Below are 22,450 nucleotides of genomic sequence, written 5' to 3' on the forward strand. Positions count from 1 at the left end.
TCAGAGCAGTGCAACAGTCCGGTTTCCCTCTGTCACGCAGCCGATGCGGTAGCCCTTTTCGCCGGACGCTTCCATCGCCGCCAGTGTCCGGTCCGCGTCGGCCGGGTCCACTGCCATGCACATGCCGATGCCCATGTTGAACGTATTGTACATCATCTGCTCTTCAATCTTCCCGGTCCTTGCCAGCAGCTCAAAAATGGGCGGAACCGGGTAGCTGCTCCTGTCGATCTCGGCCGCCGTGCCCTCCGGAAGCATGCGGGGAATGTTCTCATAGAAGCCTCCGCCGGTGATATGCGAGCAGCCGTGGAGACGGACACCCCGCTCGCGGATGGCGCGGAGCATGGAGACGTAGATGCGGGTGGGTGTGAGCAGAACCTCTCCCAGCGTGCCGTCGAGCTCGTCATAATAGCGGCCGACGGTTTCCTCATTGATATCAAATACCTTGCGCACAAGCGAAAAGCCGTTGGAATGAACGCCGCTCGAGGCCGCGCCGATAAGAATATCCCCCGGACGGACCTCCTCGCCGGTGATCATATTCTTTCTGTCCACGACGCCGACCGAGAAGCCGGCCAGATCATATTCGCCCTCCGGCATCAGACCAGGGTGCTCTGCCGTTTCGCCGCCGAGCAGCGCGCTGTCCGCCATCCGGCAGCCCTCCGCCACCCCTTTCACAATCGCCGCGATCTTCTCGGGATAATTTTTCCCGCAGGCGATGTAATCAAGGAAAAAGAGGGGCTCTCCGCCGGCGCAGGCCACATCGTTGACGCACATGGCCACACAGTCAATGCCCACCGTATCGTGGCGGTCCATGAGGAATGCCAGCTTGATCTTGGTTCCCACGCCGTCCGTTCCGGACAGCAGCACCGGCTCCTCCATTTCCTTAATCCTATCGAGGGAAAACGCGCCGGAAAACCCCCCGATTCCGCCCAGCACCTCAGGCCGCATCGTGGCCTTTACATAGTCCTTCATAAGCTCGACGGAACGGTACCCCGCCTCGATATCCACTCCCGCTGTCCTGTAATCCATGCATCCCTCCTGCTTTCACCGCGTTCTGCCGCTCCCGCCGCACACTGCGGGCACAGCATGGTTTAAGCCGCCGGCAAATCCGATCTCCGACCCTGCCGGCGGCTCTTTCTCTTTTTTAATGATAATCCTGATATCCGTTTTCCTGAAGCCGGGCATCCTTTTTTTCGACCTCGGCCTGCATTTCCCCGGAGAAATGCCGGAGCTTTTCAAGAAGTTCCGGATTCGAGACGGCAAGAATCTTCGCGGCAAGGATTCCCGCATTCTTTCCTCCGCCGATCGCCACCGTCGCCACCGGAATGCCGCTCGGCATCTGTACGATGGAATACAGCGAGTCCCGGCCTCCGAGAGAGCTCGTGTGCATCGGAACGCCGATCACCGGAAGCGGAAACAGCGCCGCGCACATGCCCGGCAGATGCGCCGCCATGCCGGCCCCCGCAATGATGACCCTGACGCCTCTTTTCTCCGCACCCCGCGCCCATTCAAAAAAGAGCTCCGGCTCCCGATGCGCGGAGATGATGCGCATCTCGTACGAAATTCCGAACTGATCCAGTACCTCCGCCGCCTTGCTCATGACTCCCATATCGGAGTCGGAGCCCATCACGATTGCCACCTGTCCCATATCAATCCTCCATACCGAACCGCTCTGCTGTTCATGCCGCCTGACGGCATTTTTCGTTTGCCTCTTAGTTTACCCAAAACAGACCTCTGCCGCAATGCCGATGTGACCGCTCACACGGCGCCCAGATACACCACCAGCACGCCGGCCGCGAGCACCAGCCCGTTCATCAGCATTCCGAGATAGGAAAAGAAGTAATAGCAGTCCGGTTCCCTGCGGGAAAGAACCGCGAGAATCATCCCGGCAAGCGCGAAGACGACGCACAGCAGAAACACCGCTCCTCCCTGTACCGTCGCCGTCCCTCCCTGCCGGAACGTCAGATACAGAACCAGCAGACTGCACACGAGAGCAATTCCCCCGAGGCAATCGGAAAGAAGCGCCCGGAACGATTTTTTTTTGCTGGTGAACAGATGCTTTCTGCGTCTGACCGGTAATACTGCCATTTTCATCCCCATGCCGAAGCGCTTCCTGCAAGGCACGCGCCGCAATCACCCTGCGCCCCGTATTCCGCGTAATATTCCGAAAGAGCCGCGCGGATCGTATCGTCCAGAAGCACCGCGCCGTCGATCTCCCTGCCATAGAGATAATCAACGACCTCCGACATCGTGACGATGGCGTGCGACGCAAAGCCGTAGCGTTCCCGGATCTCCTCCAGCGCTCCCCTGTCCGTATGAAGTCCTTTCTCCTGCCGGTCGAGCGAGACCATAAGGCCGATGATGTCCACATCCGCCTGTGCCCAAATGATCGGAAGCGTCTCCTCCATCGACGCGCCCGAGGTGGTCACATCCTCGATGATCACCACGCGGTCGCCGTCGTGGAGCTTGCTGCCAAGGAGTATCCCTTTGTCGCCGTGATCCTTGATCTCCTTGCGGTTCGCACAGTATTTGACGCTGCGGCCATACAGACGGTTGATGGCGATGGCCGTCGCCACCGCGAGCGGAATGCCCTTATAGGCCGGTCCGAACAGAACGTCGAAATCAAGACCGTAGGCATCATGGATTGCTCTCGCATAAAACTCGCCGAGCCTTGCGAGCTGCCCGCCGTTCTGATACAGTCCCGCGTTCATGAAAAACGGAGATTTTCTTCCGCTCTTGAGCGTGAACTCGCCGAAGCGGAGAACATGACTGTCCACCATGAAATCAATAAACGACTTCTTATATTCTTCCATTAATCCTCCATGCCGAAGCGTTACTCAGCGAGGCACGCGCCGCAAAATCCGCGCAGGCGGTTTTGCGGCTGCGATCAGGGCAATTTGGGCTTCGGCACAAATTGCCGTGTGCAAAGATCAGCGCATCAGCGTGATTTTTCACACTATCTCCCTGTCTCAGGACAGTCCCCCGCCGATCCCCACGCCGTGAAGATCGTCAATCATATCCTTTGTCGCCTGCCGGGCCGCCTCTGCAAAGCGCTCCGGGCCGTACTTACTATACCGCTCATTGGTATAGGCCGCAATAATGCCCCGGGACGAATTGATGATGGCACCCATGCCGTCCTCGTTGAAGAACGGCAGAAGATCCGCCGCCTTTCCGCCCTGCGCCCCGTAGCCGGGAACCAGAATGAACGTGTTCGGCATGAGCCGGCGGAGGATTTTCCCCTGCTCGGGGTAGGTCGCGCCGACCACCGCGCCGACATTGCTGTATCCGTCCTCCATGACCTCCGCGCCCCATTCCCTGACCTTTTCAGCCACCAGCTCATAGACCGTCCGGCCGTCCGCCGTCTTCACATCCTGAAACTCGCCGCTGCTGGGATTCGAGGTCTTGACCAGAACAAAGATGCCCTTGTCATACTCCCGGCAGACATCGACAAAGGGCTTCACGCCGTCCGAGCCGAGATACGGATTCACCGTCGCAAAATCCTCGTCGAAGACGCGGACGCCGCGCCCGTTTATGACCGTGCGTCCCAGATGAGCCCTTGCGTAGGCCGCCGACGTGGAGCCGATGTCGCCCCGCTTCACATCGCCAATTACGATAAGGCCTTTTTCCTGACAGTAGCGGACCGTCCGCCAGAACGTCTCCATCCCGGGAAGTCCGAACTGCTCATACATCGCGATCTGCGGTTTGACCGCCGGGACGAGATCGGCAATGCCGTCAATGATCTCCCGGTTGAAGCGCCACACCGCCTCCGCCGCCACTCTGAGCTCGTCCTCCGCCGCGTAGGGATCGCAGGCGTCTCCCGCCAGAGCGTGGGCGGCGTCCTGCATAAGCTGCCGCGGAATGAATTTCATATCCGGATCAAGACCGACGACCACCGGCACTCCCGTCTCCCGAATGCGGCGAATCAGTTTCTGAATCATAGCTTCCTCCCTGTATCGTTCTGTCCGCAGAAGCATCTGCCGTTCTCTGCGCAGAAGCGTCTGTCGGCCCGTAAAGCGTCTGTCATCTCGTCCGCAGAAACATCTGCTCCCTCTGCGCCTCCGCATCCTCCGGATAGGCCGCAAGATAACTCTGCATGAGTTCCGCCGCCCGGGTGAACTGCCCGAGCTTCTCGTAGGCCACGATCTCATTGAACAGAAGATCCTGCCGGACCGCGCTGTTCTCGATTTTCTGCCCCGTCTGGAACGCATCCAGCGCTTTCTCATTCGAGCCGAGCTGCAGATAGCAAAGCCCCAGCTCATTGTAAATCTCCGCGTGGGTCTGATCCGCCGCGAGATAGGCGGTATAGACGTCCGAGGCGTAATTCAGATCTCCCTGCGCGATGTAGGTCTTGCCCAGCATCAGCGTCACACGGTAATCCTTTCCGGCCTGCGCCTGTTCAAAGCAGGCCTTGGCCGTCTCGTAATCCTCCAGATAATAGGAGAGACGCCCTTTGTCGTAGCCTCCCATATTGAGATTGGCCGAAATCGATTCCGACAGATAGCTCTTCCCCGCATCCTCGAAGCCGTACTGCTTCATGGTGGAATACATGGAAATGATCCGATCATAATCCGTCGGAGCCCGCCGGATCGCCTCCCGGAAATCCGCGTCCGCCGCATCGAAATTTCCCTCGGTGATTTCCGTCGCGCCGCGCATCTCATAGGCATCCACGCTGTTCCTGTCCATGGCGAGAATGGCGTCATAGATCTCCATGGCCCGGTCGTACTCCCCCAGCTTGTAGTAGCAGGAAGCGAGATAGAAATTCATGTCGTAATCCATACTGTCCGGCAGTATTCCGCTCTTGTTCAGCGCTTTTTCAAGAGACTGCGCCGCCGCGGCATAATCGCCGGTTCCCATCTGCGCGATCCCCAGCGCCCGGTAGACAGCGCGTCCGTCCTCCCCTCCGGCCGCCGCCTCCTCGAGAAGCTCGCGTGCCTCCTCGAAATTGCGGCTGCCGATGAGCTCCATTCCGCTGCGCACCGCGCCGCTCTCACGAAAGCGGAGCCCGCAGCCGCCAATGAGCGGGACAGACAGCGCGGCAAGCAGAACGCAGACGCCTCTGCGCCGGCGCGCTCCTCTCTTATTCCCCGCTGCATCATTCCGCCGATTCAACATACCGATTCCCATGCCGAAGTCCCCATGCCGAAGCGCTTTTTGCCTGTTGAAAGCCTCAGCGCATCCGCGTGATTTTTCACACTATCAGCCTCCGTTTTTCTGAACGCCCGCTCTCTGCTCCCTGTCCGGAAGCTGCCGCAAGAACAATCGCGGCAAACATCAAAAAGCAGCCGCCGATCTCGCGCGGGCTCAGCCGCTGCCCAAACAGAACCCAGCCTGCCAGAACGGAGATCACCGGGAAAAGGCCTGTCAGCAGATCTTTCGCCGACGGCTTCTCAAGCAGCAGGCAGAGCACCGGCACAAGAACAATATACAATGCCGTAATGAAGCCGCTCTTTCCCACATCCGTATGGATCAGCGCAATCTGCTGGAGGATGGAGGCCGCACTCAGAAGCGAGCCGCAGACCGCGCCGCCAAGCAGCGTTTCCCGGCGGTCGTATGAAAAGACCCTACATCTCCCTGTGCCTTTCGCTGCACGCGGAAATGCCGCCGGACAAGCACAAGCGGCGCCAGCACGGCGACCGCAAAAACGCTCCTTGCCGTCTGAAAGGTGATCGGCCCCATATAGCGGTTCCCGACGCTCTGCGCGACAAAGGCCGTCCCCCAGATAAACGCGCAGAGAAAGAGAAGAAACGCCTTGCCCGGCTCGATTCTCCGCCTCAAAGGAGACAGCAGATCACTTCGACCTCACAGAGGACGTCCTTCGGGATCTGCTTCACCGCAACACAGCTTCTCGCCGGTTTCCCTGTGAAATATTTCCCATATACCTCATTGAACGCGGCAAAATCATTCATGTCCGAAAGGAAGCAGGTCGTCTTGACCACCTGTCCGTAATCGGCGCCCGCTTTTTTGAGGATTTTCCCGATGTTCTCCATGACCTGCTCCGCCTGCTCGGTGATGCCTCCTTCTACGACCTCCCCCGTCGCCGGATCGATCGGAATCTGACCGGAGCAGAACAGATAGCCGCCGGCGGCGACCGCCTGCGAATACGGACCGATGGCAGCCGGCGCTTTCTTTGTGGAAATTACTTTCACCTTTTTCGCTTCTTTGTGCTCTTTGCTCATCGTGACACCTTTCCGGAAGCCTCTGCTCCCTGTTCCCACCGCATCCCCCTCGGTATTCCCTATCGGACAGAATAACAGAAAATCAGCGGAATGCGAACACCTGCCGGCACATATTCTGAAAAACCCGATGCGCGGCGACGCTACTCCTCGAAACGGGCCGTCACGTAAAAGCCCTGTTCGTTCTCCTCAATCCGCACGACGACGCCCTCGCGCGACTCCAACCGCTGATTGAACGGATAATTTCCGCTCATCGCGCGGGAGGGGTCGATCGTATAGTAGTAATTGCTGGGGAGAAGCCCCTCCGACACGGTAACGGTCTCTCCCTCATGGAGAAGTCCCTCCCTCTCCATTTTAAATTCCATCTCTCGCATCGCTCTGCTTCCATCCCGCCGGCTCACAGGCCGCCGGCGCTTCCTCCCAAAGGCCGGGAGCCTCTCCCGTATCATCAAGCTCCTCCGCCCGGATTACCGCATTGTCCATGAGAAACTGGCGCCAGAGAAGATAGCGGGACGCCTTGAGGTGAACCCCGTCCGCGGAATATTCCGCCGGGAGATCGCCATTCTCATCGCAGAATACGGAGTTCATATCAATATAGAAAATATCCCGGCCGTTGGCAAGCGACGCGATCGCCGCGTTGCGCTCGGTGATGGCGGTATTGTTGTACACCGGATCGGACGCGCTCCTCGCACGGGTGACATGCATGATACCCTGTATATACAGAATCGCGTCGGGCTGCAGGGCCCGGATCAGCTCCAGCGCCTCCCGGTACTTCTGATAGAAGCCCGCCGTCGCCGGAACGCCGAGCTCATTGATGCCCACCGAGAGATATATCTTGTGGAAATGACGGGCCGTCAGCAGCTCCAGCAGCGTCTCCTCGCTCCTTGTCCCGTCAGCGCTCCTGACCGCGGCCCGCTGCGACCAGAGGCGGTAGACCGAGAGCGCGTCTTTCGCAAAAAAGGTGGTCAGCTTCTCCATATCGCCGTATTCCGCAAGGCCGTCCGTCCGGGAATCCCCGATGAACAGCGCATCCGAAAAGTAGCTCTCCGGCACGCTCTGCAGGCGGTAATAATTCCCGTCCGGCGCAAAGATTCCCTCCGTCTCGCCCGGGTACTCCGTCCCCGGGGGGTCAAGATAACGGGCTGAGGCCGCTCCGTAATCCGCCGCGTCCATCACGGCGCTGTTCACCCCCTCCGGCTCCGCCGCGGCAGACACATACGAGGCATTTTCCGTTCTCGCCGCCGCGATCATCGTCCCAGCCTCCTCCTCCGCCCGTTGCATGGCCGGCGTGATGACGACCGAAATGCCGCCTATCTTTGCCGTGACGGCCTGCGGCTCTTCCGCCTGCGCGGTCCCCTCTCCCTCCGGGGAGTCCGCGTTCATGTTGTCCGCCTCGGCTTCCGAAGCTCCCGCGGCCTCCTCCGAAGAGGCTCCGCTCTCCGGGCCGCTGCCGTCCGAGCTGCTGTTGTCCCATGCGCCGTCTGCCGGAGAAGCCGCTTCGCCAGCGTTCCCGGCGGGCGACTCGACCGCCGTTTCCTCCGCGCCTTTGCCTGCCGCCTCCGATGCAGAGGCCTGCGCATCCTCCCCTCCGGCTTTCGCGGCCTCTCCGCGCCGCTCTGCCAGCTCCCACGGGAAGACACCCTCGCGCAGCCCCTGAAATACAAGAGAAAGATACGGCTGTCTCAGAGGATCGAACATGCTGTCGTCATAGAGCCGCCCTCTGCCGGCGGCTCCGAGCGCCGAGGCGGAGAGCGTCGTGATCATCAGTGTTGTGAAAAGGGGCATTGCGCGAAGCCCGCGGAATACATCGGATATACGTCTCAATGCGTCTTTGTCTCCCTGTCAGAAGCTGAAATACAGAAACGGATTCGAGGAGGAATTAATCATATAGTAGACCGCCCACCAGAAGAGCGCGGCAAGCGGAATAAACACCGCCGGACTCCTGCGCCTGCGGACGGCAAGCTCCGAAACCGCGGGGAAAAGGAGCACGATCGAGGCGGCAAAGAGAGGCCAGAACGAGCGCAGATATTTTACTGCGTCGCCCGGATTCACATTCCCCTCCACGCCGAAGAAAGGGAAAAGCCTCATGAAATAGACCTCCATCGCGTGAAGATCCGTTACCGCAAAGATCACCCATGTCAGAGGAATGAGGAGCAGCACATGGATTCTGCCGATCAGCGGGATTTTTTTCATCAGAGAGTGAAGCACCAGCTTCTCCCACACAATGATCACGCCGAGTATCCCGCCCCACAGCAGGAAATTCAGCGTTCCTCCGTGCCAGAGGCCGGTCAGAAGCCACACCGTCATCAGGCTGAACACCGTCTCCGCGCGACTCCCCCTACTGCCTCCCAGCGGAAAATAGACATAATCCCGGAACCATGCGCCGAGCGTCATATGCCAGCAGCGATAAAACTGCGAAACGCTTCCGCAGGCATAGGGGTGATGAAAATTGCGGATATAGGGAAAGCCCAGCATCATGCCGATGCCGGCCGCCATCAGCGAATAGCCCCAGAAATCGTAATAGAGCTGAAAGCTGTAACCGTACGCTCCCATCCACGCAAGCGGCGTCGAAATACTGTCATAGCCGATTTTCGCGATCTCATTCCAGAGTATTCCCAGACGATCGGCCAGCAGCAGCTTCATGCAGGCGCCCATCGCAAAGGAAATGACGCCGTCCTCAAAGCGGGCGGCCGAGTACTGCCGCAGCGGGCGGCCCTCAGAATCGGCGGCTCCTCCGAAGCCGCCCTCGCCGTAACGCATGATCGGCCCCTGCGTGATCTGGGGAAACATCGAAAAATAGCACGCCGTCTCAAGAAATCCGGGCCGGCCTGCGATCTTCCCCCTGTACAGATCCGCCGCGTAGGAGATCATGCGGAAAATATAAAAGCTCATTCCCAGCGGCAAAAAAGCGCTGCTTACGGTAAGAGCCAGCGCCTTGCAGAGAATCAGCACGAAGACATTGACTGAAACGGCAGACACCAGAGCGCGCCGGGCCCTCCGTCGGTCCGGGGAGCCTGCAGCAGCCCTCGCATAAATCCGCTGTCCGGCGATCCAGTTAAAGAGAATCAGCCCGAGAAGTACGGCGACGAAGCGCGGTTCCCCCGCCGCGTAAAAAAAGATGCTGCCGAGAAAGAGAATCACATCCCGATATGCACGGGGCGTAAGATAATATACAACAAGAAACACCGGAAAAAATCGAAAAGCAAACTCCGCTCCGGAAAAAATTACCATGCCATAACCTCAATGCCTCATCAGTTCAGCGCGCTTCTCTGGGCAGCTGCCGCATCATAGGCAGCCTGCGCCGCCGCAATGACCGCGGCGTCCCCGCCCTGCTGCGCCGCGGCAAGATTTGCCTCTGCCTGTGCGAGTGCCGCATCCGCCGCCGCAAGGGCCGCGGCCTTCTGCTCGGCCTCCTCCGCAGCCGCCTGCTCCGCGGCCGTATCGGCGGCCTGCGCTCCGTCCTCCTCTTCCGTGGAAGAAGCGCTCTGCTCTCCGGCTCTGTCTGCGCTGTCGGGGTTCTGCTCCGTCCCGGAGGCAGACTCCTCTTCTCCGGCGGGTTCCTCCCCGGAGGCGCTCCGGGCCGCAGAGCTTCCCGACGCTGTGCCGGGGGCCGTCTCTCCGCTCCGGGAGGCCGACGCCGCAAGCTGGGACTTCAGGAGACTGATCTCCTGAATGCGGGTCTCCGCATCCGCTGCGTATTCGCTGTCCTCCAGCTCCTTGACCATATTGAAATACTTCTGCGCCTCGGACAGAACATCCGCGTTAGCGCTCTGCTCCTCGGACTCCATTCCGCGGAAACGGAGATAAATGGCATCCGCATAATAGTAGAGAATATCGTCGTAGGTTTCGTCCTGCTCCGCCGTGTAGCGGACGGCAAAGCCGAGCTGCTTGACCGCCATCTCATAGTCGTCGTCCGTGTAGGCGTCGTACCCCTCTGTGTAATATTTCTCCACAAGAGGCGTCCGGACGCCGGAGAGCACCCGGTCATAGAGCGCGCGGTATTCCTCGGATGCCTCCCCGAGCGCTTCGCTGTCCACGCTCTCCAAAGCGGCGCCGATGCCGTCCACATCCTCCGGGTTCGCAAGGCAGAGCGACGCCGCCCGAAACAGCGCGTCGTTTGAGCTGAGCGTCCCCGAGGAGCTCTCATAGGCGGCAAGCCGCTCCTCCAGCGAGGTTTTTTCCGCCGTCAGATCCTCGAGCCTTCTCTGCTGCTCCGATGCGGAGGCCGTCTGCGTGTCCAGCTCCTCGGACACGGCGCGGTACTGCTCCGCCGCCTCGCTCCGCACTCTGGAAACGCGCGCAGGTAACACAAACAATCCCACGACAGCCGCGCCGACAAGCAGGCCGATCCCAATATTGATCAGCGTGACTGTGAGAGGATTTCCGCCGAATTCCACCGGCGTTCCGGCGGAACCCGCCGGCATGATCACCGTCTCGTTCCCATCCTGAAAGCGGATCACACCCTCCGCAAGCTCGCTCGCACGCTGCGCTCCCTGATCCTCCGGCAGCGTCTGCTCGGAAAGCTCTTTCATATAGCGCAGCGTCGTCGTATTGTTCGGATCCTGCGCTTTGCATTTTTTCAGCTGCTTTCCCGCGCGTCCCAGCTCGTTTCCGGACAGGTAGAGGAGAGCGAGAAGCTGACGGGCGCGCAGATATTTCGGATTGAGCTGAAGCACCTTTTTGAGCTGAATGACAGCCAGATCATAGGAACCCTGCCGGCAGTAGTCCAGCGCCCTGTTGTATTTGCGGATCGCTTGACGGAGATTCTCCATCCGGTTCCGGTTCGTATTGAGATCGCCGATGTACTTTGACGCCGGATTGTGCTCTTTCTCTATGCTCTCGCTGATCACCCATTCGCTCAGCGCCGCGCTGGTTTCACCCAGCTCAAGATACACCAGCCCCAGCACGTTTCTGGCATCCACATTATATTTATAGAGGCGCACGCTCTGCCGCAGACTGGTCACCGCCCCGGAGAGATCGTGAAGCTTCGCTCTGTCAAGCCCTTCGTTGAAAAAACGGTTTGACGCGGACAGAACTCTTTTATAGACCTTGACATCCGCTCCGCAGGAGGGACAGAAGTCTCTCTCGTTCAGCCCGGCTCCGCAGTGATAACAGAACATGGCCTCAGCTCCTCCCGGACGCCGAGCCGATCCGATTCTTCCGTCCGGTGCCCGCAGGGTCGGCGATCATTTCAACCACAATATCCGCAATATCTGTAAAATCCTGATTGTACAGACGATCCCCGGATTCCTCGATTTCCAGACTCGGATGATATTTTTTCAGCTCTTCATCAAAATTGATCATTCTGTTTTTCTCCCGTCAGGAGGCCCGCGCGGGAAAGCCCCTCCAGCAGCTCGCCCGCAAGATAGAGCGAGCCTGCCGCGTAGACCTGATCCGCTGCGCTCCGGCTCCGGATCAGTCCAAAAAAGGCCTGATTCGCCGCGCTTTCCACCGAGAGCTCCGGCGCCTCTCCGTTTCCGGGCGCCGCACGCATGGTTGCCGCCGCCGCACGGAGCTCCTCACCGCTGATCCCTCTCTCACTCTCCAGAGGAACCAGCACGATTTTCCGAAAGAGTCCGGACACCGCAATGCGGCGCGCCATACTCTCATATTGTTTATCCCGAACCGCCGAGAACAAGAGCCGTCTTTCCCCTCCTGACGACAGCGGAATCGCCGCCGCGCTCTCAAGAAACGCGCGGATGCCGTCCTCATTATGCCCGCCGTCAATAAAGACGCCCGGCAGAACCTCATCCATTCTGGCCGGCCAGTGCGCGCACATAAGCCCTGCCCGAATCGCCTCCCGGCTGACCGCCGGAAGCAGGCCCGCAGCCGAACCCGCCGCGGAGTCCTCTCTCTTCATAAGAAGAAGCGCCGCACACACTGCCAGCGCGGCATTCTCCGCCTGATAGAGCGCCGCCGTGGGAAGCACGGCCGAAAGCGCGGGAGCACGGAGCGCCTGCCCCGGGCTGGCCGGAGACTCTTCCGGACAAGGCAGCTTCCCTCCGGAACATCTTAAATCATAGCGGTAACAGAATGAAAAATCAATGCGCCTGTCGGGCAGACTTCTCCCCTGCCAGTCCTCTTTCCGGAGGGAAAAGAGCGGCGCGGAGAGCTCCTCTGCCCGTCCGGCAATCGCCGCCCGGGCCTCCTCCGGCTCTGCGAGGCAGACGGCGGGCACCGCCGGACGCAGGATCCCTGCTTTCTCCCCCGCGATCGCAGCGACCGTGTTTCCGAGATACTGCATGTGATCCAGGCCGATCCTCGTGATGACCGCGAGCTCTTTCTTCCGCACGGCATTCGTCGCGTCGAGCCGTCCCCCGAGTCCCGTCTCCAGAACAGCGATCTCCGCTCCCTGCTCCGCAAACCACAGCATCGCCATCAGGAACAGAAATTCAAAATATGTCGGCAGCTCCTCGCCGATCCCCTGAACCGCCGCACGAACCTGTTCGAGCTTTCTTACGAACTCGTCCTCCGGAATCCACTCTCCGTCGACGGCCATCCGCTCTCTTGTGCTGACAAGATGCGGCGAGGTAAACAGCGCCGTGCGGTAACCCGCACAGCGCAGAATCGAACTCAGGTAGCAGCAGACGCTCCCTTTTCCGTTCGTCCCCGCCACATGCAGAATGCGCATGCGGCGGTCCGGCGCTCCGAGCGCATCAAGGCAGCGCTGCGTATCCGCGAGCGAGTGCTTTGCCGTAAAGCGCGGCAGTCCGTTCAGATATTGTTCCGCTTCCCGATAGGTCATGCCCATGCCCGTTCACACCCGCCTTACGAGCGGCACAGTGCAGCCAGCCGCTCTACGATGCCCGCCATCAGCGTCTCGTATTTTGCCTGCTTTTCTTTCTCCTCGGCGATCTTCGACTCCGGCGCCCGGGAGAGGAAGCGCTCATTGGTCAGCATCGCCGCACTCCTTTTCAGTTCTCCCTCAAGGCGCTTCTGCTCCTTTTCAAGGCGCTCGACCTCGGCCCCGATATCGACAAGCTCGGCGAGAGGAATATAAATCGCCGCATCGGGGATCACCACCGAGACCGCGTCCTCGCCGATCCCGGCCTTGTCTTTCTGCACGGAGAGCCCGGACGCGCCCGCCAGAGAGCAGAAGAACAGCCGGCCCTCCCGAAAGATGCGGGAAAGCTCCTCCGACCCGGTGACGACAACCATATCCACGCGTTTTGACGGCGCGACATTCATCTGCGTGCGCACATTCCGGATGCCGCGGACCGCCTCTTTCATGACCGCGATCTCTTTCTCCTCCTGCGGGAAATCAAGCTCCGCCCGGAAAACCGGCCAGTCGGAGACCATAATGGACGCCTCGCGGATCTGGAGCGTCGTGAAAATCTCCTCCGTGATAAACGGCATGTAGGGGTGCAGGAGCTTCAGCGATCCGAGCAGCACGGTCTGCAGGGTCCAGAGCGCCGCCTCCCGGCTCTTCGCATCCGCTTTTTCCTTTTCATAGAGACGCGGCTTGACCATTTCGATGTACCAGTCGCAGAACTCGTCCCAGACAAAGTCGTAGACTTTCTGCACGGCGACGCCCAGCTCGAACTTCTCGAGGTTGTCCGTCGTCTCCTGTACGGTGCGGTTAAAGCGGGACAGAATCCACTTGTCCGCCGGCTCAAGCCCCTCCGGAAGCGCCGCGCCGGCCTCGCTCCCCTCCTCCATATTCATCAGAATGAAGCGGGAGGCGTTCCAGAGCTTGTTCACAAAATTCCGGGATGCCTGCAGCTTTTCCTCGGAGTAGCGCATATCGTTCCCGGGCGCGTTTCCCGTGACCAGCGTCAGGCGCAGCGCATCCGCGCCGTACTGGCGGATGATCTCCAGCGGGTCGATGCCGTTGCCCAGCGATTTGCTCATCTTCCGCCCCTGCGCATCCCGGACAAGGCCGTGGAACAGCACCGTCTTGAACGGCCGCTCTCCCATCTGCTCATAGCCCGAGAAGATCATGCGGATGACCCAGAAGAAGATAATGTCGTAGCCGGTGACGAGGACGTCCGTCGGATAAAAGTACCTCAGATCCTCCGTATTTTCCGGCCAGCCAAGCGTCTCAAAGGGCCAGAGCGCCGAGCTGAACCATGTGTCGAGCGTATCGGGATCCTGCGTAAGATGCGTCCCGCCGCACTTCGGGCACACGACGGGCGCCTCCCGCGCGACAATCGTCTCGCCGCAGTCGCCGCAGTACCACGCGGGGATGCGGTGTCCCCACCAGAGCTGACGGGAAATGCACCAGTCCCTGATATGCCCGGTCCAGTTGTAATAGGTTTTCTCCATGGATTCGGGAATCAGACGGACCGCGCCGCTTCGCACCGCCTCCTCCGCGGGCTTTATGAGCTCGTCCATTTTCACGAACCACTGCTCCCTGGCCATCGGCTCGACGGTTGTTCCGCAGCGGTCATGCGTGCCGACATTGTGATCGAGATTCTCGATGCGGACGAGCAGTCCCAGCTCATCCAGCTCCTTTACGATGCGCTCTCTCGCCTCATAGCGGTCCAGTCCCGCAAACTTCCCGCCGTTCTCATTGATGGTCGCGTCGTCGTTCAAAATATTCACGAGCGGCAGATCATGCCGCTTTCCGACCTCAAAGTCGTTGGGATCGTGCGCGGGCGTGATTTTCACGACGCCGGTCCCCACCTCCGGATCGGCGTGCTCGTCCGCCACAATCGGAATGGGACGGTTCATGAGCGGCAGCATGACATAGCGGCCGATCAGGTCCCGGTACCGCGGGTCGTCGGCGTTCACCGCAACCGCCGTATCGCCCAGCATCGTCTCCGGGCGGCTCGTCGCGAACTCAAGGAAGCGGGCAGTCGAAACGCTCCCGTCCTCCTCGATCAGCGGGTATTTGATATGCCAGAAATGACTGTGCTGCAGCTCGTACTCCACCTCGGCGTCGGAAATGGAGGTTTTGCAGACCGGACACCAGTTGACCATGCGCCGGCCCTTGTAGATCCAGCCCTTTTCATACATGCGCACGAACACTTCCGTGACCGCCCGGCTGCAGCCCTCGTCCATCGTAAAGCGCTCTCTGTCCCAGTCGCAGGAGGAGCCCAGCTTCTTGAGCTGGTTCACGATCCGGCGTCCGTACTCATCGCGCCACTCCCAGCATTTTTCGAGAAAGCCCTCGCGCCCGAGATCAGCCTTGGTAATTCCCTGTTCCTTCAGCGCTTCGATCACCTTGACCTCCGTGGCGATGGAGGCGTGATCCGTCCCCGGCTGCCACAGCGCGTTGTAGCCCTGCATCCGCCGGAAACGGATCAGAATGTCCTGCAGGGTCTGATCCAGCGCATGTCCCATATGGAGCTGGCCGGTGATATTCGGCGGCGGAATCACGATGGTGAACGGCCGCTTCGTGTGATCGGCCTCGGCATGAAAATATTTTTTCTCCTCCCAGTTCCGGTAGATCCTGTCCTCAAGACCCTGCGGATCATAGGTTTTTGCCAGCTCTCTGCGCATGTGCTCTCCTCCTGAATCGTTCTTTCCTCTCCCCGGCAGATAAAAACGCCCTTTGACCCGCAGGTATGCCTGCCGGTCAAAGGGCGTGATCAAACGCGGTACCACCTTTGTTCGCGGAACAGCTCGCGCCGCCGCCTCATTTCTCTTTTACGCAGAGCGGACGGGAACGCCTGTCCGCGCAGAGATCCTGACGCGTATTCAGCGCTCCGGCTCGGAAGCGACCTTCTCCGGGGCGTTCTGCGAGGTCTTACAGCCAGCGGACCTCTTCTCTTTCAGAACGGGAGCCGGATACTCCTCTCCGTCACAGCCTTTCCTCCGCGGCGGCAGCGCCCCTCATCCGGAGCGATGAAAGAGGTCTGTGCCAGCCGCAGCTTGGTCTGCACTCAAGTGTACCCATAAACACAGGCGGCGTCAATAGCGGAAATCCTCCGTCATCCGGGACTTTTCGATGAGCCTCCGGTAGAGCGCCGAGCTCTCGAGGAGCTCGCGGTGCGTCCCGACCGCGTCGACCCGGCCGTTTTCCATCACGACGATGCGGTCCGCATTCTCGACGGACTTCATGCGGTGCGAGACGATGACGACCGTCTTCCCCTCGATGAGCTGATTCAGCGCGCTCTGTATCCGCATCTCATTCTCCACGTCAAGGCTCGCCGCAATTTCGTCGAGGAGAAGAATCGGCGCGTTTTTAAGAAACGCGCGGGCAATGGATATTCTCTGCCGCTCGCCGCCGGAGAGCCGGCTTCCGTTCTCTCCGATGAGCGTATCGTAGCCCTGCGGCAGCTTTTCGATGAACTCCGCGCAGCCCGCCTGCTCCGCCGCCCGCTTCACCTCTTCGTCCGAGGCGTCCGCGCGGCCCATGCGGATGTTGTCGAGAACCGAGGCGTTGAACAGGATCACATCCTGAAACACGAAAGAGACCTTTTGAAACAGGGAATCCGTGGAAATCTCCCGGATGTCCTTTCCGTCGATCCGAATCTCTCCCCCGCCGTAATCATACAGCCGCGAGATCAGGCGCAGAAGCGTCGACTTGCCGCAGCCCGAGGGACCGACGATCGCCGTGACCTCATTCTGCCCCGCCGTAAAGCTCACGCCGTCCACGACCCTCGTTCCGTCCTCATAGCCGAAGCGCACATCCTTAAGCACAATGTCAAAGCGGCCGAGCTCCGTGTCGCGGCCGGTCTGCGTCGGCGTCTCCCTGAGCTCGTTCAGGCGCTTCACTCTGGCGTCGAGATACAGGAGCTCCGCAAAGCTCTCCTCCATCGCCCCCATGGCATCGACGAGCCGCACCGAGGCAAGGAGAAAGCCGATCACCATAATCAGCTGAATCCGGTTTGCCCCGAGAAGCCACGCCGATACAAGAGAAATCACCCCCAGCGTCAGCTTCATAAACAGAATCGAAAGCAGCATCGGCATCCCCTGCGTGATTTCCGCGCGGAGCCGCAGCTTTTCCGCTCCGTCCATCATATCCGAAATCCTGCGGTAATTCTCCTCCTCAATGCCGCAGCTCCGGATCTCCCGCTGCAGCTCGATGGTCTCCTGAAAGGCCTCCGTCATCTCCCGACTCTTCCAGAAATATTTTCCCGTCCACCGCTTCTGCATGTCCTTTGAGAAGAGCATAAAAAGGAAGCCTGCCAGAAGCGGCAGAACCGTCGCCAGACCGAGCAGCGGGTTGGAGACAAGGAGCAGGAGCCCGACCGCCGCGAGGAAGAACACATAGCCGATGCAGCGGGGCATCGCGTGGCTCATGGCATGCTCGATGTCCGATACATCCTGCATGATGGTCTGCGCGAGATCACTCAGGTCATGACGCGAGAAGTACGACAGCGGGAGCTCCCGCAGCCGGTCCGCGATCTCCAGCCGCAGGTCGCTTGCCTCCCGGTAGGTCGCGTTATACGTGCGCACGTATTCAAGATCCACCACGCAGTAGACGAAAAGCAGCGTCACCGCAAGAAGCAGCAGATATACCCACGCCGGCTTTTCCTCTCCGCGGAGCACATTGTCCCCGAAATACATGGCGATCATCATAAACAGCATGTAGCCGAAATTAACCAGAAACGAGATCACGCTGGCCAGCTCCACCGCCCGGACACCGCGATCCGTCAGTCCGAATTTTTCTTTCAGAAATCGTCTCATCATTCCTCCATGCCGAAGCAATTTGCGCGAGGCGCGCACCGCAAAAGCGCGCTAAGATGCGGGGCGCCCTGCGTCTCATGCCGTCACAGCGCCTGTGCCGCCGGCGCAGCCTCTCCGCGCACCCTCCACTCGTTGGCCCGCATAAACTCTTCCTGAAGCCGGCGATAGCGGGTGTCGCCCCGCATCAGCTCGCCGTGGCTTCCGCGCTCCGCCACTCTTCCGTTTTCGATCACCAGAATCTCGTCGACATTCCGGATCGAGCTGAGCCGGTGCGCGATCATAATGACGGTCCTGCCCTTCATGAGATTGGCGAGCGCCCTTTGCAGCTCATACTCGTTCTCCGGATCCGCCGCCGCCGAGGCCTCGTCCAGAATGACGATTCCCGCGTTTTTCAGAATCGCGCGGGCAATCGTGATGCGCTGCATTTCCCCGCCGGAGAGATGCACGCCCTCGGAGCCGATCACCGTCTCCTCTCTCCCGGCAAATTTGCCGAGAATTTCATCGCACTGCGCAAGATGCAGCGCCTCCATGACCTCCTCCCGGGAGGCGCTCCTCCGCCCGGCTCTCACATTTTCATAGATCGTGTCCTGAAACAGCCTCGCATCCTGAAACACGTTCGCGATGTTCCGGGCAAACGCGCCGTCCGAATACTCGCTCAGGGCGCGGCCGCCGATCCGTATCTCGCCCCCGTCCGTCTGATAAAAGCCCGAAATCAGCTTTGCCAGCGTGGTTTTTCCCGAGCCGGACGAGCCGACCAGCGCGTAGCTTCGTCCCGCGGGGAGCGTGAGGGACAGGTTCTCGATCACGCGTTCCTCTCCGTAGCTGAACGTCACATCCCGAAATTCGATGTCGAAGCTGTCCATCTTCTCCGCTGTGCCGCGGGGCAACTTTTTCTCCTCCATCTCACGAAACAGCGTCTCGATCTTTCCGATCGCGGAATTTGCCTGAAAGAGATACATCCCCACATACATGACTTTCATGAATGAAATGAAAAGTATCCCGTGGAACATGACATAAAACATAAACTTCGCGAGAAACTCCCGAGGCTCCCCGTTCCGCACGGAATAGAAAAACATGGCGGTAAGATACACCGCGTTAAAAAACACCTGAAACACCACATACCACCGGCGGCAGCTCATGCTGTAACGCAGCGCCAGATCGGAGTAGGCGAGCACGGCTCTGTGAAATTCCCGAAGAGACTCCGCGTTCATCCGGAAGATCTTGAGCACATGGATGCCGCGCACATACTCGACCGCTCCGGCATTCATGGTTTCCTGCGCCTCCATATACCGCTTCATAAACTGACGGTCGCCCATCATCCGCTGAATGAAATACAGCCCCAGCAGCAGGGTGACAAGGAACAGGACGCCGAGCTTTACGTCGACCGCAAAGGCGAGCGCCGCGCCGAGGACAGGCACAAACACCGCCGTGGAGAGATCCGGAATCAGGTGCGCCACACTCATATGGGTCAGCACGGTGTTGTCGTCGATGATCTTCCGGATTCTTCCCGAATCATTCCGGTCGTAGAAGCTGAACGAGGCCTGCATCAGCCTCCGTATCCCCAGCTTCTTGAGATTGGTTTCCAGACGGAACCCCAGAGCGTGCGTCGCCCAAAGCGATAAAAAATAGACCGCCGTATTCGCCACGAGCAGCGCGGCGATACGGAATGCCGCGGGCACGGCTCCCCGGATATCACCGTCCGCAATGATCTTCACCAGAAAACGATAGAGCATGTAATAGCTTGCGATCGAAAGAAGAGCCGCCAGAAACGCCAGCACAATCCCGATCGCGGCAAAAGCAAGTCTCTCCGGCGCGTATTCCTTTAATTTCCGATAGATCACAGTTCACCTCCTAAGTCTGCCGATCCTTACGCTTTTCTCTTTTCCAGATGCTTATGAAGAATCAGATACCCCAGATACATTCCCAAGGCGGCAAGAACAAACACCACTGCCGTCGAGAGCAGCCCCATGGCGCCCCGGGTAAAACGGATATACCCGTCCATCTCCTCCGCCGACACGCCCCGCTCAATCCAATGCGACCGGTAGGACTCGACAAAAAAGACAGACGGGATAATCGCTCCCCACGCCTGCCCCACATGCAGAAGACCGGACGCGGCCGCAAGCCTCCAGACGGGCGTTTCCCGCGAGCCCGAGGCAAGCAGATCGGCAGTCACCGCCATCGCGACAGAGCTGACAAGCCACGGGAGATAACCGCCGCCCATCAGAGCAAAGGCTCCCATGACCAGCAGTGTAAAAACCGTGTACTCCCACATCTTTCCCAGCCGCCGGTTCATAAAAAGGAGCACCGCCCCCGAGAGCAGTCCGCAGATGCCCGGGCTTATGGCGTGGCCGAACGGGCCCAGCACGGAAACAACCACCATGCTCACCATGTAAAGCAGCATGTAGACCGCCGTCAGCAGCGCAATCAGAACAAGATCCTTCATTTTCAGCTTACGATTCATCTGTTTCCTCCATATCCGTTTCCTCCATATCGGTAAAAATATGATTCAGGCGTTCTACGGTTTCCTCCGTGAGGCAAAAGTCCTGCTCCGTCCTCCCGTTTTTCAGATAAATGATCCGGTCCGCCGTCCGGCGGATAAACTCATAATCGTGCGAGATCACGAGCACCGCCCGGCTCTCTGACAGGCGGACGATCTCACCCGATACGCGTTCCATCGAGCTCACGTCAAGGCCGCTTGTGGGCTCGTCAAAAATAATGAGCTCCGCCCCCGAGAGCGCCGCCGCGGCGATCTGGAGCCGCTGCTTCTCTCCTCCGCTCAGGCTGAACGGATGCGTGTCCCGGTACTGCCAGAGATTCATTTCCCGGAGCACACGCTCTTTCTCCCCGCCGGGGAGCTTTCCCCGCCCGATCTCCAGCTCGCTTTCCACGCTGGTTCCGAAGAGCTGATAATCGGCGTCCTGCATGACATAAAACGGAAGCCGCGGAACCTCCACCGTCCCTCTGTCCGGACGGAGCGCCCCTGTGAGGAGTCTTGCGAGCGTCGTCTTGCCCGCGCCGTTTGCTCCGACAAGCACTGCGGCTTCTCCCCGGCGAAGCTCCATGGAGACCGATTTCAGCACCTGCCATTTGGAGACGTTTTTCATCGACGCCGCGCATTCCCCCGTCTCTGCCCGCGGCCTCACGGGGAAGTCCGCCCCGAAGAGATCGAAGCTCCGCGTGTTATAAGAGGATTCCCGGAACGCCGCCTCGCTCGCGAAGCAGCGAAGTGTTCGCTGTCCGATGAGAAAGACCCGGTCCGCCATCCGATCCAGATAGAAAAACCTGTGATCCGCGACAAGCACTGTCTTCCCCAGCGACCGGAGCTTTGCAAGCAGCCGGCGCAGCCGCATGGCATTCCGATAGTCGAGGTTCGCCGAGGGCTCGTCAAAGAGCAGGATATCCGGCCCCAGCGACATGGCGGAGGCCAGCGCAAGAAGCTGGCGTTCTCCGCTCGAAAGCGAAAAAATTTCCCGCCCCATGAGAGGCGCGATCGGGATATCCCTTTCGATCTCCCGGAGCCGCCGCTCCATCTCCTCTCTGGCAAAGCCGTAGTTCTCCATGGAGAAGACCATTTCACTGGTGCTGTTCAGCGTAAAAAACTGACTTCGCGGATTCTGAAATACGGAGCCGACTTTCCGGCTGATCTCACAGATCGAAAGGCCGTCCATATCCTTTCCGTCAAGAAAGCGTCCCCCCTCTGTGCGCCCCTCGGCAATCTCCGGAATGAGGCCGTTCAGCGACCGCAGAAGCGTCGATTTTCCGCTTCCGCTGTCCCCGGCAATCAGAATGATCTCTCCCCCGCCGATGCGGAACGTGACATCCCGGATTGCCGCCTGCTCCTCTCCCGGGTAAGTGAACGCGTAAGACCTCGCCTCGATCACCGCCACAGAATCAGCACCCCCGTTCCCAGAAAGAGCGCTGCGCACAGCGCATAATCAGACCACTGCATCCGCACATCATAGTAGGAGGAGCGGCGCCCGGGATGCGTGATCCCTTTCGTCAGTCCGGCCGCCGTGATCTCATCCGCGAGGAGAGCGCAGCGGAACAGCTGCGGCACCAGAAAAAACTCAAAGCTCTGCACCGGCCGGCGGACGCTGTACGGCACGCCCCGCAGCCGCATGGACTCCCGGATATAGCCGAACTCTCTGCGAAAGGTGGGAATATAACGGAGCACGATCACGAGCGAAACCACAAAGCTCCTCGGCAGATGAAGCGGCTGAAGCGCCGAAATCAGCTCACCCGGACTGTAATCCCCGATCAGCACGCTCGCCATCATAAGGCAGGGGATAAACTGCATCGATATATAGAAAAAGACAGAGAAAAAGCCGCCGGCAAAGCCCGGATGCCAGAGCGACACACGACTTGCCGCAAGAAAAACCGCGTAGACGCAGAGGAAAAGAGCAAGACGCCGCCCCCTGCGCAGCAGAAGAAGAATGAACGACGCAAAGCTCAGGAAAAACAGGTGCTGGAAGCGATTCCCCGGAAACATAACGGCAACCGGAAGCAGCAGATTAAACAAAAGAACAACCAGCGGATTGACGCGCATCACCGCCCTCCCTCGTTTCTTTTTATGGTTAGCATTAGCTAACTCACGGGCTTATTCTACCATCACTCCTCTCCTCGCGCAAGCGGGGAGCGCCGGATTTTTCCGTCTGCGCTCCCCGCCTGAGGTTTTATACCCGCTGTATTATGTCAGCTGTTTT

Annotated in this window: 21 protein-coding genes; all 21 read right to left on the reverse strand. The window is 59.6% G+C overall.

The features are described 5' to 3' along the window. Complete coding sequence (gene purM / locus E0E20_RS04985; protein ID WP_130837105.1) at positions 1-1,026, reverse strand: phosphoribosylformylglycinamidine cyclo-ligase; 1,026 nt, start codon at positions 1,024-1,026, stop codon at positions 1-3. A gap of 115 nt (positions 1,027-1,141) precedes the next feature. Beyond that, on the reverse strand, positions 1,142-1,645 hold the full coding sequence (purE, locus tag E0E20_RS04990) for a 5-(carboxyamino)imidazole ribonucleotide mutase (protein ID WP_130837106.1): 504 nt from the start codon (positions 1,643-1,645) through the stop codon (positions 1,142-1,144). Positions 1,646-1,755: 110 nt separating this feature from the next. After that, positions 1,756-2,085, reverse strand: coding sequence for a DUF6142 family protein (locus E0E20_RS04995; RefSeq protein ID WP_130837107.1), 330 nt, complete (start codon positions 2,083-2,085; stop codon positions 1,756-1,758). Positions 2,086-2,087: 2 nt separating this feature from the next. Next, complete coding sequence (pyrE, locus tag E0E20_RS05000; RefSeq protein ID WP_130837108.1) at positions 2,088-2,810, reverse strand: orotate phosphoribosyltransferase; 723 nt, start codon at positions 2,808-2,810, stop codon at positions 2,088-2,090. 156 nt (positions 2,811-2,966) lie between these two features. After that, on the reverse strand, positions 2,967-3,935 hold the full coding sequence (gene pyrF, locus E0E20_RS05005; protein ID WP_130837109.1) for an orotidine-5'-phosphate decarboxylase: 969 nt from the start codon (positions 3,933-3,935) through the stop codon (positions 2,967-2,969). Positions 3,936-4,017: 82 nt separating this feature from the next. Then, positions 4,018-5,121, reverse strand: coding sequence for a tetratricopeptide repeat protein (locus tag E0E20_RS05010; protein ID WP_130837110.1), 1,104 nt, complete (start codon positions 5,119-5,121; stop codon positions 4,018-4,020). Positions 5,122-5,185: 64 nt separating this feature from the next. Next, the gene (locus tag E0E20_RS14130) at positions 5,186-5,452 is read right to left on the reverse strand and encodes a hypothetical protein (RefSeq protein WP_242622664.1); all 267 of its coding nucleotides are present in this window, start codon (positions 5,450-5,452) and stop codon (positions 5,186-5,188) included. Between the two features lie 44 nt (positions 5,453-5,496). After that, positions 5,497-5,772, reverse strand: a complete 276-nt coding sequence (locus tag E0E20_RS14135; protein WP_242622665.1) for an EamA family transporter — start codon at positions 5,770-5,772, stop codon at positions 5,497-5,499. Continuing rightward, positions 5,769-6,173, reverse strand: coding sequence for a RidA family protein (locus E0E20_RS05020; protein ID WP_130837111.1), 405 nt, complete (start codon positions 6,171-6,173; stop codon positions 5,769-5,771). Before E0E20_RS05020 ends, E0E20_RS14135 begins: the two co-directional genes overlap by 4 nt. 140 nt (positions 6,174-6,313) lie before the next feature. Beyond that, on the reverse strand, positions 6,314-6,535 hold the full coding sequence (locus tag E0E20_RS05025; protein ID WP_130837112.1) for a hypothetical protein: 222 nt from the start codon (positions 6,533-6,535) through the stop codon (positions 6,314-6,316). Beyond that, on the reverse strand, positions 6,525-7,994 hold the full coding sequence (locus E0E20_RS05030) for a GDSL-type esterase/lipase family protein (protein WP_130837113.1): 1,470 nt from the start codon (positions 7,992-7,994) through the stop codon (positions 6,525-6,527). The genes E0E20_RS05025 and E0E20_RS05030 overlap by 11 nt, the downstream gene beginning before the upstream one ends. 18 nt (positions 7,995-8,012) lie before the next feature. Further along, positions 8,013-9,401 (reverse strand): MBOAT family O-acyltransferase, encoded by a 1,389-nt coding sequence (locus tag E0E20_RS05035; protein ID WP_130837114.1) that lies wholly within the window; start codon positions 9,399-9,401, stop codon positions 8,013-8,015. Between the two features lie 20 nt (positions 9,402-9,421). After that, positions 9,422-11,290, reverse strand: a complete 1,869-nt coding sequence (locus E0E20_RS05040) for a tetratricopeptide repeat protein (protein WP_130837115.1) — start codon at positions 11,288-11,290, stop codon at positions 9,422-9,424. A gap of 4 nt (positions 11,291-11,294) precedes the next feature. Continuing rightward, positions 11,295-11,474, reverse strand: a complete 180-nt coding sequence (locus tag E0E20_RS05045; RefSeq protein ID WP_130837116.1) for a hypothetical protein — start codon at positions 11,472-11,474, stop codon at positions 11,295-11,297. Beyond that, on the reverse strand, positions 11,461-12,915 hold the full coding sequence (locus tag E0E20_RS05050; protein ID WP_165443990.1) for a bifunctional folylpolyglutamate synthase/dihydrofolate synthase: 1,455 nt from the start codon (positions 12,913-12,915) through the stop codon (positions 11,461-11,463). Before E0E20_RS05050 ends, E0E20_RS05045 begins: the two co-directional genes overlap by 14 nt. A 23-nt stretch (positions 12,916-12,938) precedes the next feature. Continuing rightward, entirely contained in the window at positions 12,939-15,614 is a 2,676-nt protein-coding gene (locus tag E0E20_RS05055; protein WP_130837118.1) for a valine--tRNA ligase, read from the reverse strand. A 411-nt stretch (positions 15,615-16,025) separates the two neighbouring features. Next, the gene (locus E0E20_RS05060) at positions 16,026-17,750 is read right to left on the reverse strand and encodes an ABC transporter ATP-binding protein (RefSeq protein ID WP_330508818.1); all 1,725 of its coding nucleotides are present in this window, start codon (positions 17,748-17,750) and stop codon (positions 16,026-16,028) included. Positions 17,751-17,830: 80 nt separating this feature from the next. Beyond that, positions 17,831-19,588 carry an ABC transporter ATP-binding protein gene (locus E0E20_RS05065; protein ID WP_130837120.1) on the reverse strand — a complete coding sequence of 586 codons (1,758 nt, stop codon included), beginning with the start codon at positions 19,586-19,588 and terminating at the stop codon, positions 17,831-17,833. Positions 19,589-19,614: 26 nt separating this feature from the next. After that, on the reverse strand, positions 19,615-20,208 hold the full coding sequence (locus E0E20_RS05070; RefSeq protein WP_130837121.1) for an MptD family putative ECF transporter S component: 594 nt from the start codon (positions 20,206-20,208) through the stop codon (positions 19,615-19,617). Continuing rightward, a complete protein-coding gene (locus E0E20_RS05075; RefSeq protein WP_165443991.1) occupies positions 20,198-21,634 on the reverse strand; it encodes an ABC transporter ATP-binding protein in 1,437 nt (478 codons plus the stop codon). The genes E0E20_RS05070 and E0E20_RS05075 overlap by 11 nt, the downstream gene beginning before the upstream one ends. Continuing rightward, positions 21,625-22,293 carry an energy-coupling factor transporter transmembrane component T gene (locus E0E20_RS05080; RefSeq protein ID WP_130837123.1) on the reverse strand — a complete coding sequence of 223 codons (669 nt, stop codon included), beginning with the start codon at positions 22,291-22,293 and terminating at the stop codon, positions 21,625-21,627. The genes E0E20_RS05075 and E0E20_RS05080 overlap by 10 nt, the downstream gene beginning before the upstream one ends. Positions 22,294-22,450: the final 157 nt, after the last annotated feature.

The organism is Lachnoclostridium sp. Marseille-P6806, from assembly GCF_900625025.1.
Classification (GTDB): domain Bacteria; phylum Bacillota; class Clostridia; order Lachnospirales; family Lachnospiraceae; genus CAG-791.

Bases quoted from the DNA above. Each gene is read 5' to 3' on its own strand.
- purM (WP_130837105.1), bottom strand. From the start codon at position 1,026: ATGGATTACAGGACAGCGGGAGTGGATATCGAGGCGGGGTACCGTTCC.
- purE (WP_130837106.1), bottom strand. From the start codon at position 1,645: ATGGGACAGGTGGCAATCGTGATGGGCTCCGACTCCGATATGGGAGTC.
- E0E20_RS04995 (WP_130837107.1), bottom strand. From the start codon at position 2,085: ATGGCAGTATTACCGGTCAGACGCAGAAAGCATCTGTTCACCAGCAAA.
- pyrE (WP_130837108.1), bottom strand. From the start codon at position 2,810: ATGGAAGAATATAAGAAGTCGTTTATTGATTTCATGGTGGACAGTCAT.
- pyrF (WP_130837109.1), bottom strand. From the start codon at position 3,935: ATGATTCAGAAACTGATTCGCCGCATTCGGGAGACGGGAGTGCCGGTG.
- E0E20_RS05010 (WP_130837110.1), bottom strand. From the start codon at position 5,121: ATGGGAATCGGTATGTTGAATCGGCGGAATGATGCAGCGGGGAATAAG.
- E0E20_RS05020 (WP_130837111.1), bottom strand. From the start codon at position 6,173: ATGAGCAAAGAGCACAAAGAAGCGAAAAAGGTGAAAGTAATTTCCACA.
- E0E20_RS05025 (WP_130837112.1), bottom strand. From the start codon at position 6,535: ATGGAATTTAAAATGGAGAGGGAGGGACTTCTCCATGAGGGAGAGACC.
- E0E20_RS05035 (WP_130837114.1), bottom strand. From the start codon at position 9,401: ATGGTAATTTTTTCCGGAGCGGAGTTTGCTTTTCGATTTTTTCCGGTG.
- E0E20_RS05040 (WP_130837115.1), bottom strand. From the start codon at position 11,290: ATGTTCTGTTATCACTGCGGAGCCGGGCTGAACGAGAGAGACTTCTGT.
- E0E20_RS05045 (WP_130837116.1), bottom strand. From the start codon at position 11,474: ATGATCAATTTTGATGAAGAGCTGAAAAAATATCATCCGAGTCTGGAA.
- E0E20_RS05050 (WP_165443990.1), bottom strand. From the start codon at position 12,915: ATGACCTATCGGGAAGCGGAACAATATCTGAACGGACTGCCGCGCTTT.
- E0E20_RS05055 (WP_130837118.1), bottom strand. From the start codon at position 15,614: ATGCGCAGAGAGCTGGCAAAAACCTATGATCCGCAGGGTCTTGAGGAC.
- E0E20_RS05060 (WP_330508818.1), bottom strand. From the start codon at position 17,750: ATGATGAGACGATTTCTGAAAGAAAAATTCGGACTGACGGATCGCGGT.
- E0E20_RS05070 (WP_130837121.1), bottom strand. From the start codon at position 20,208: ATGAATCGTAAGCTGAAAATGAAGGATCTTGTTCTGATTGCGCTGCTG.
- E0E20_RS05080 (WP_130837123.1), bottom strand. From the start codon at position 22,293: ATGCGCGTCAATCCGCTGGTTGTTCTTTTGTTTAATCTGCTGCTTCCG.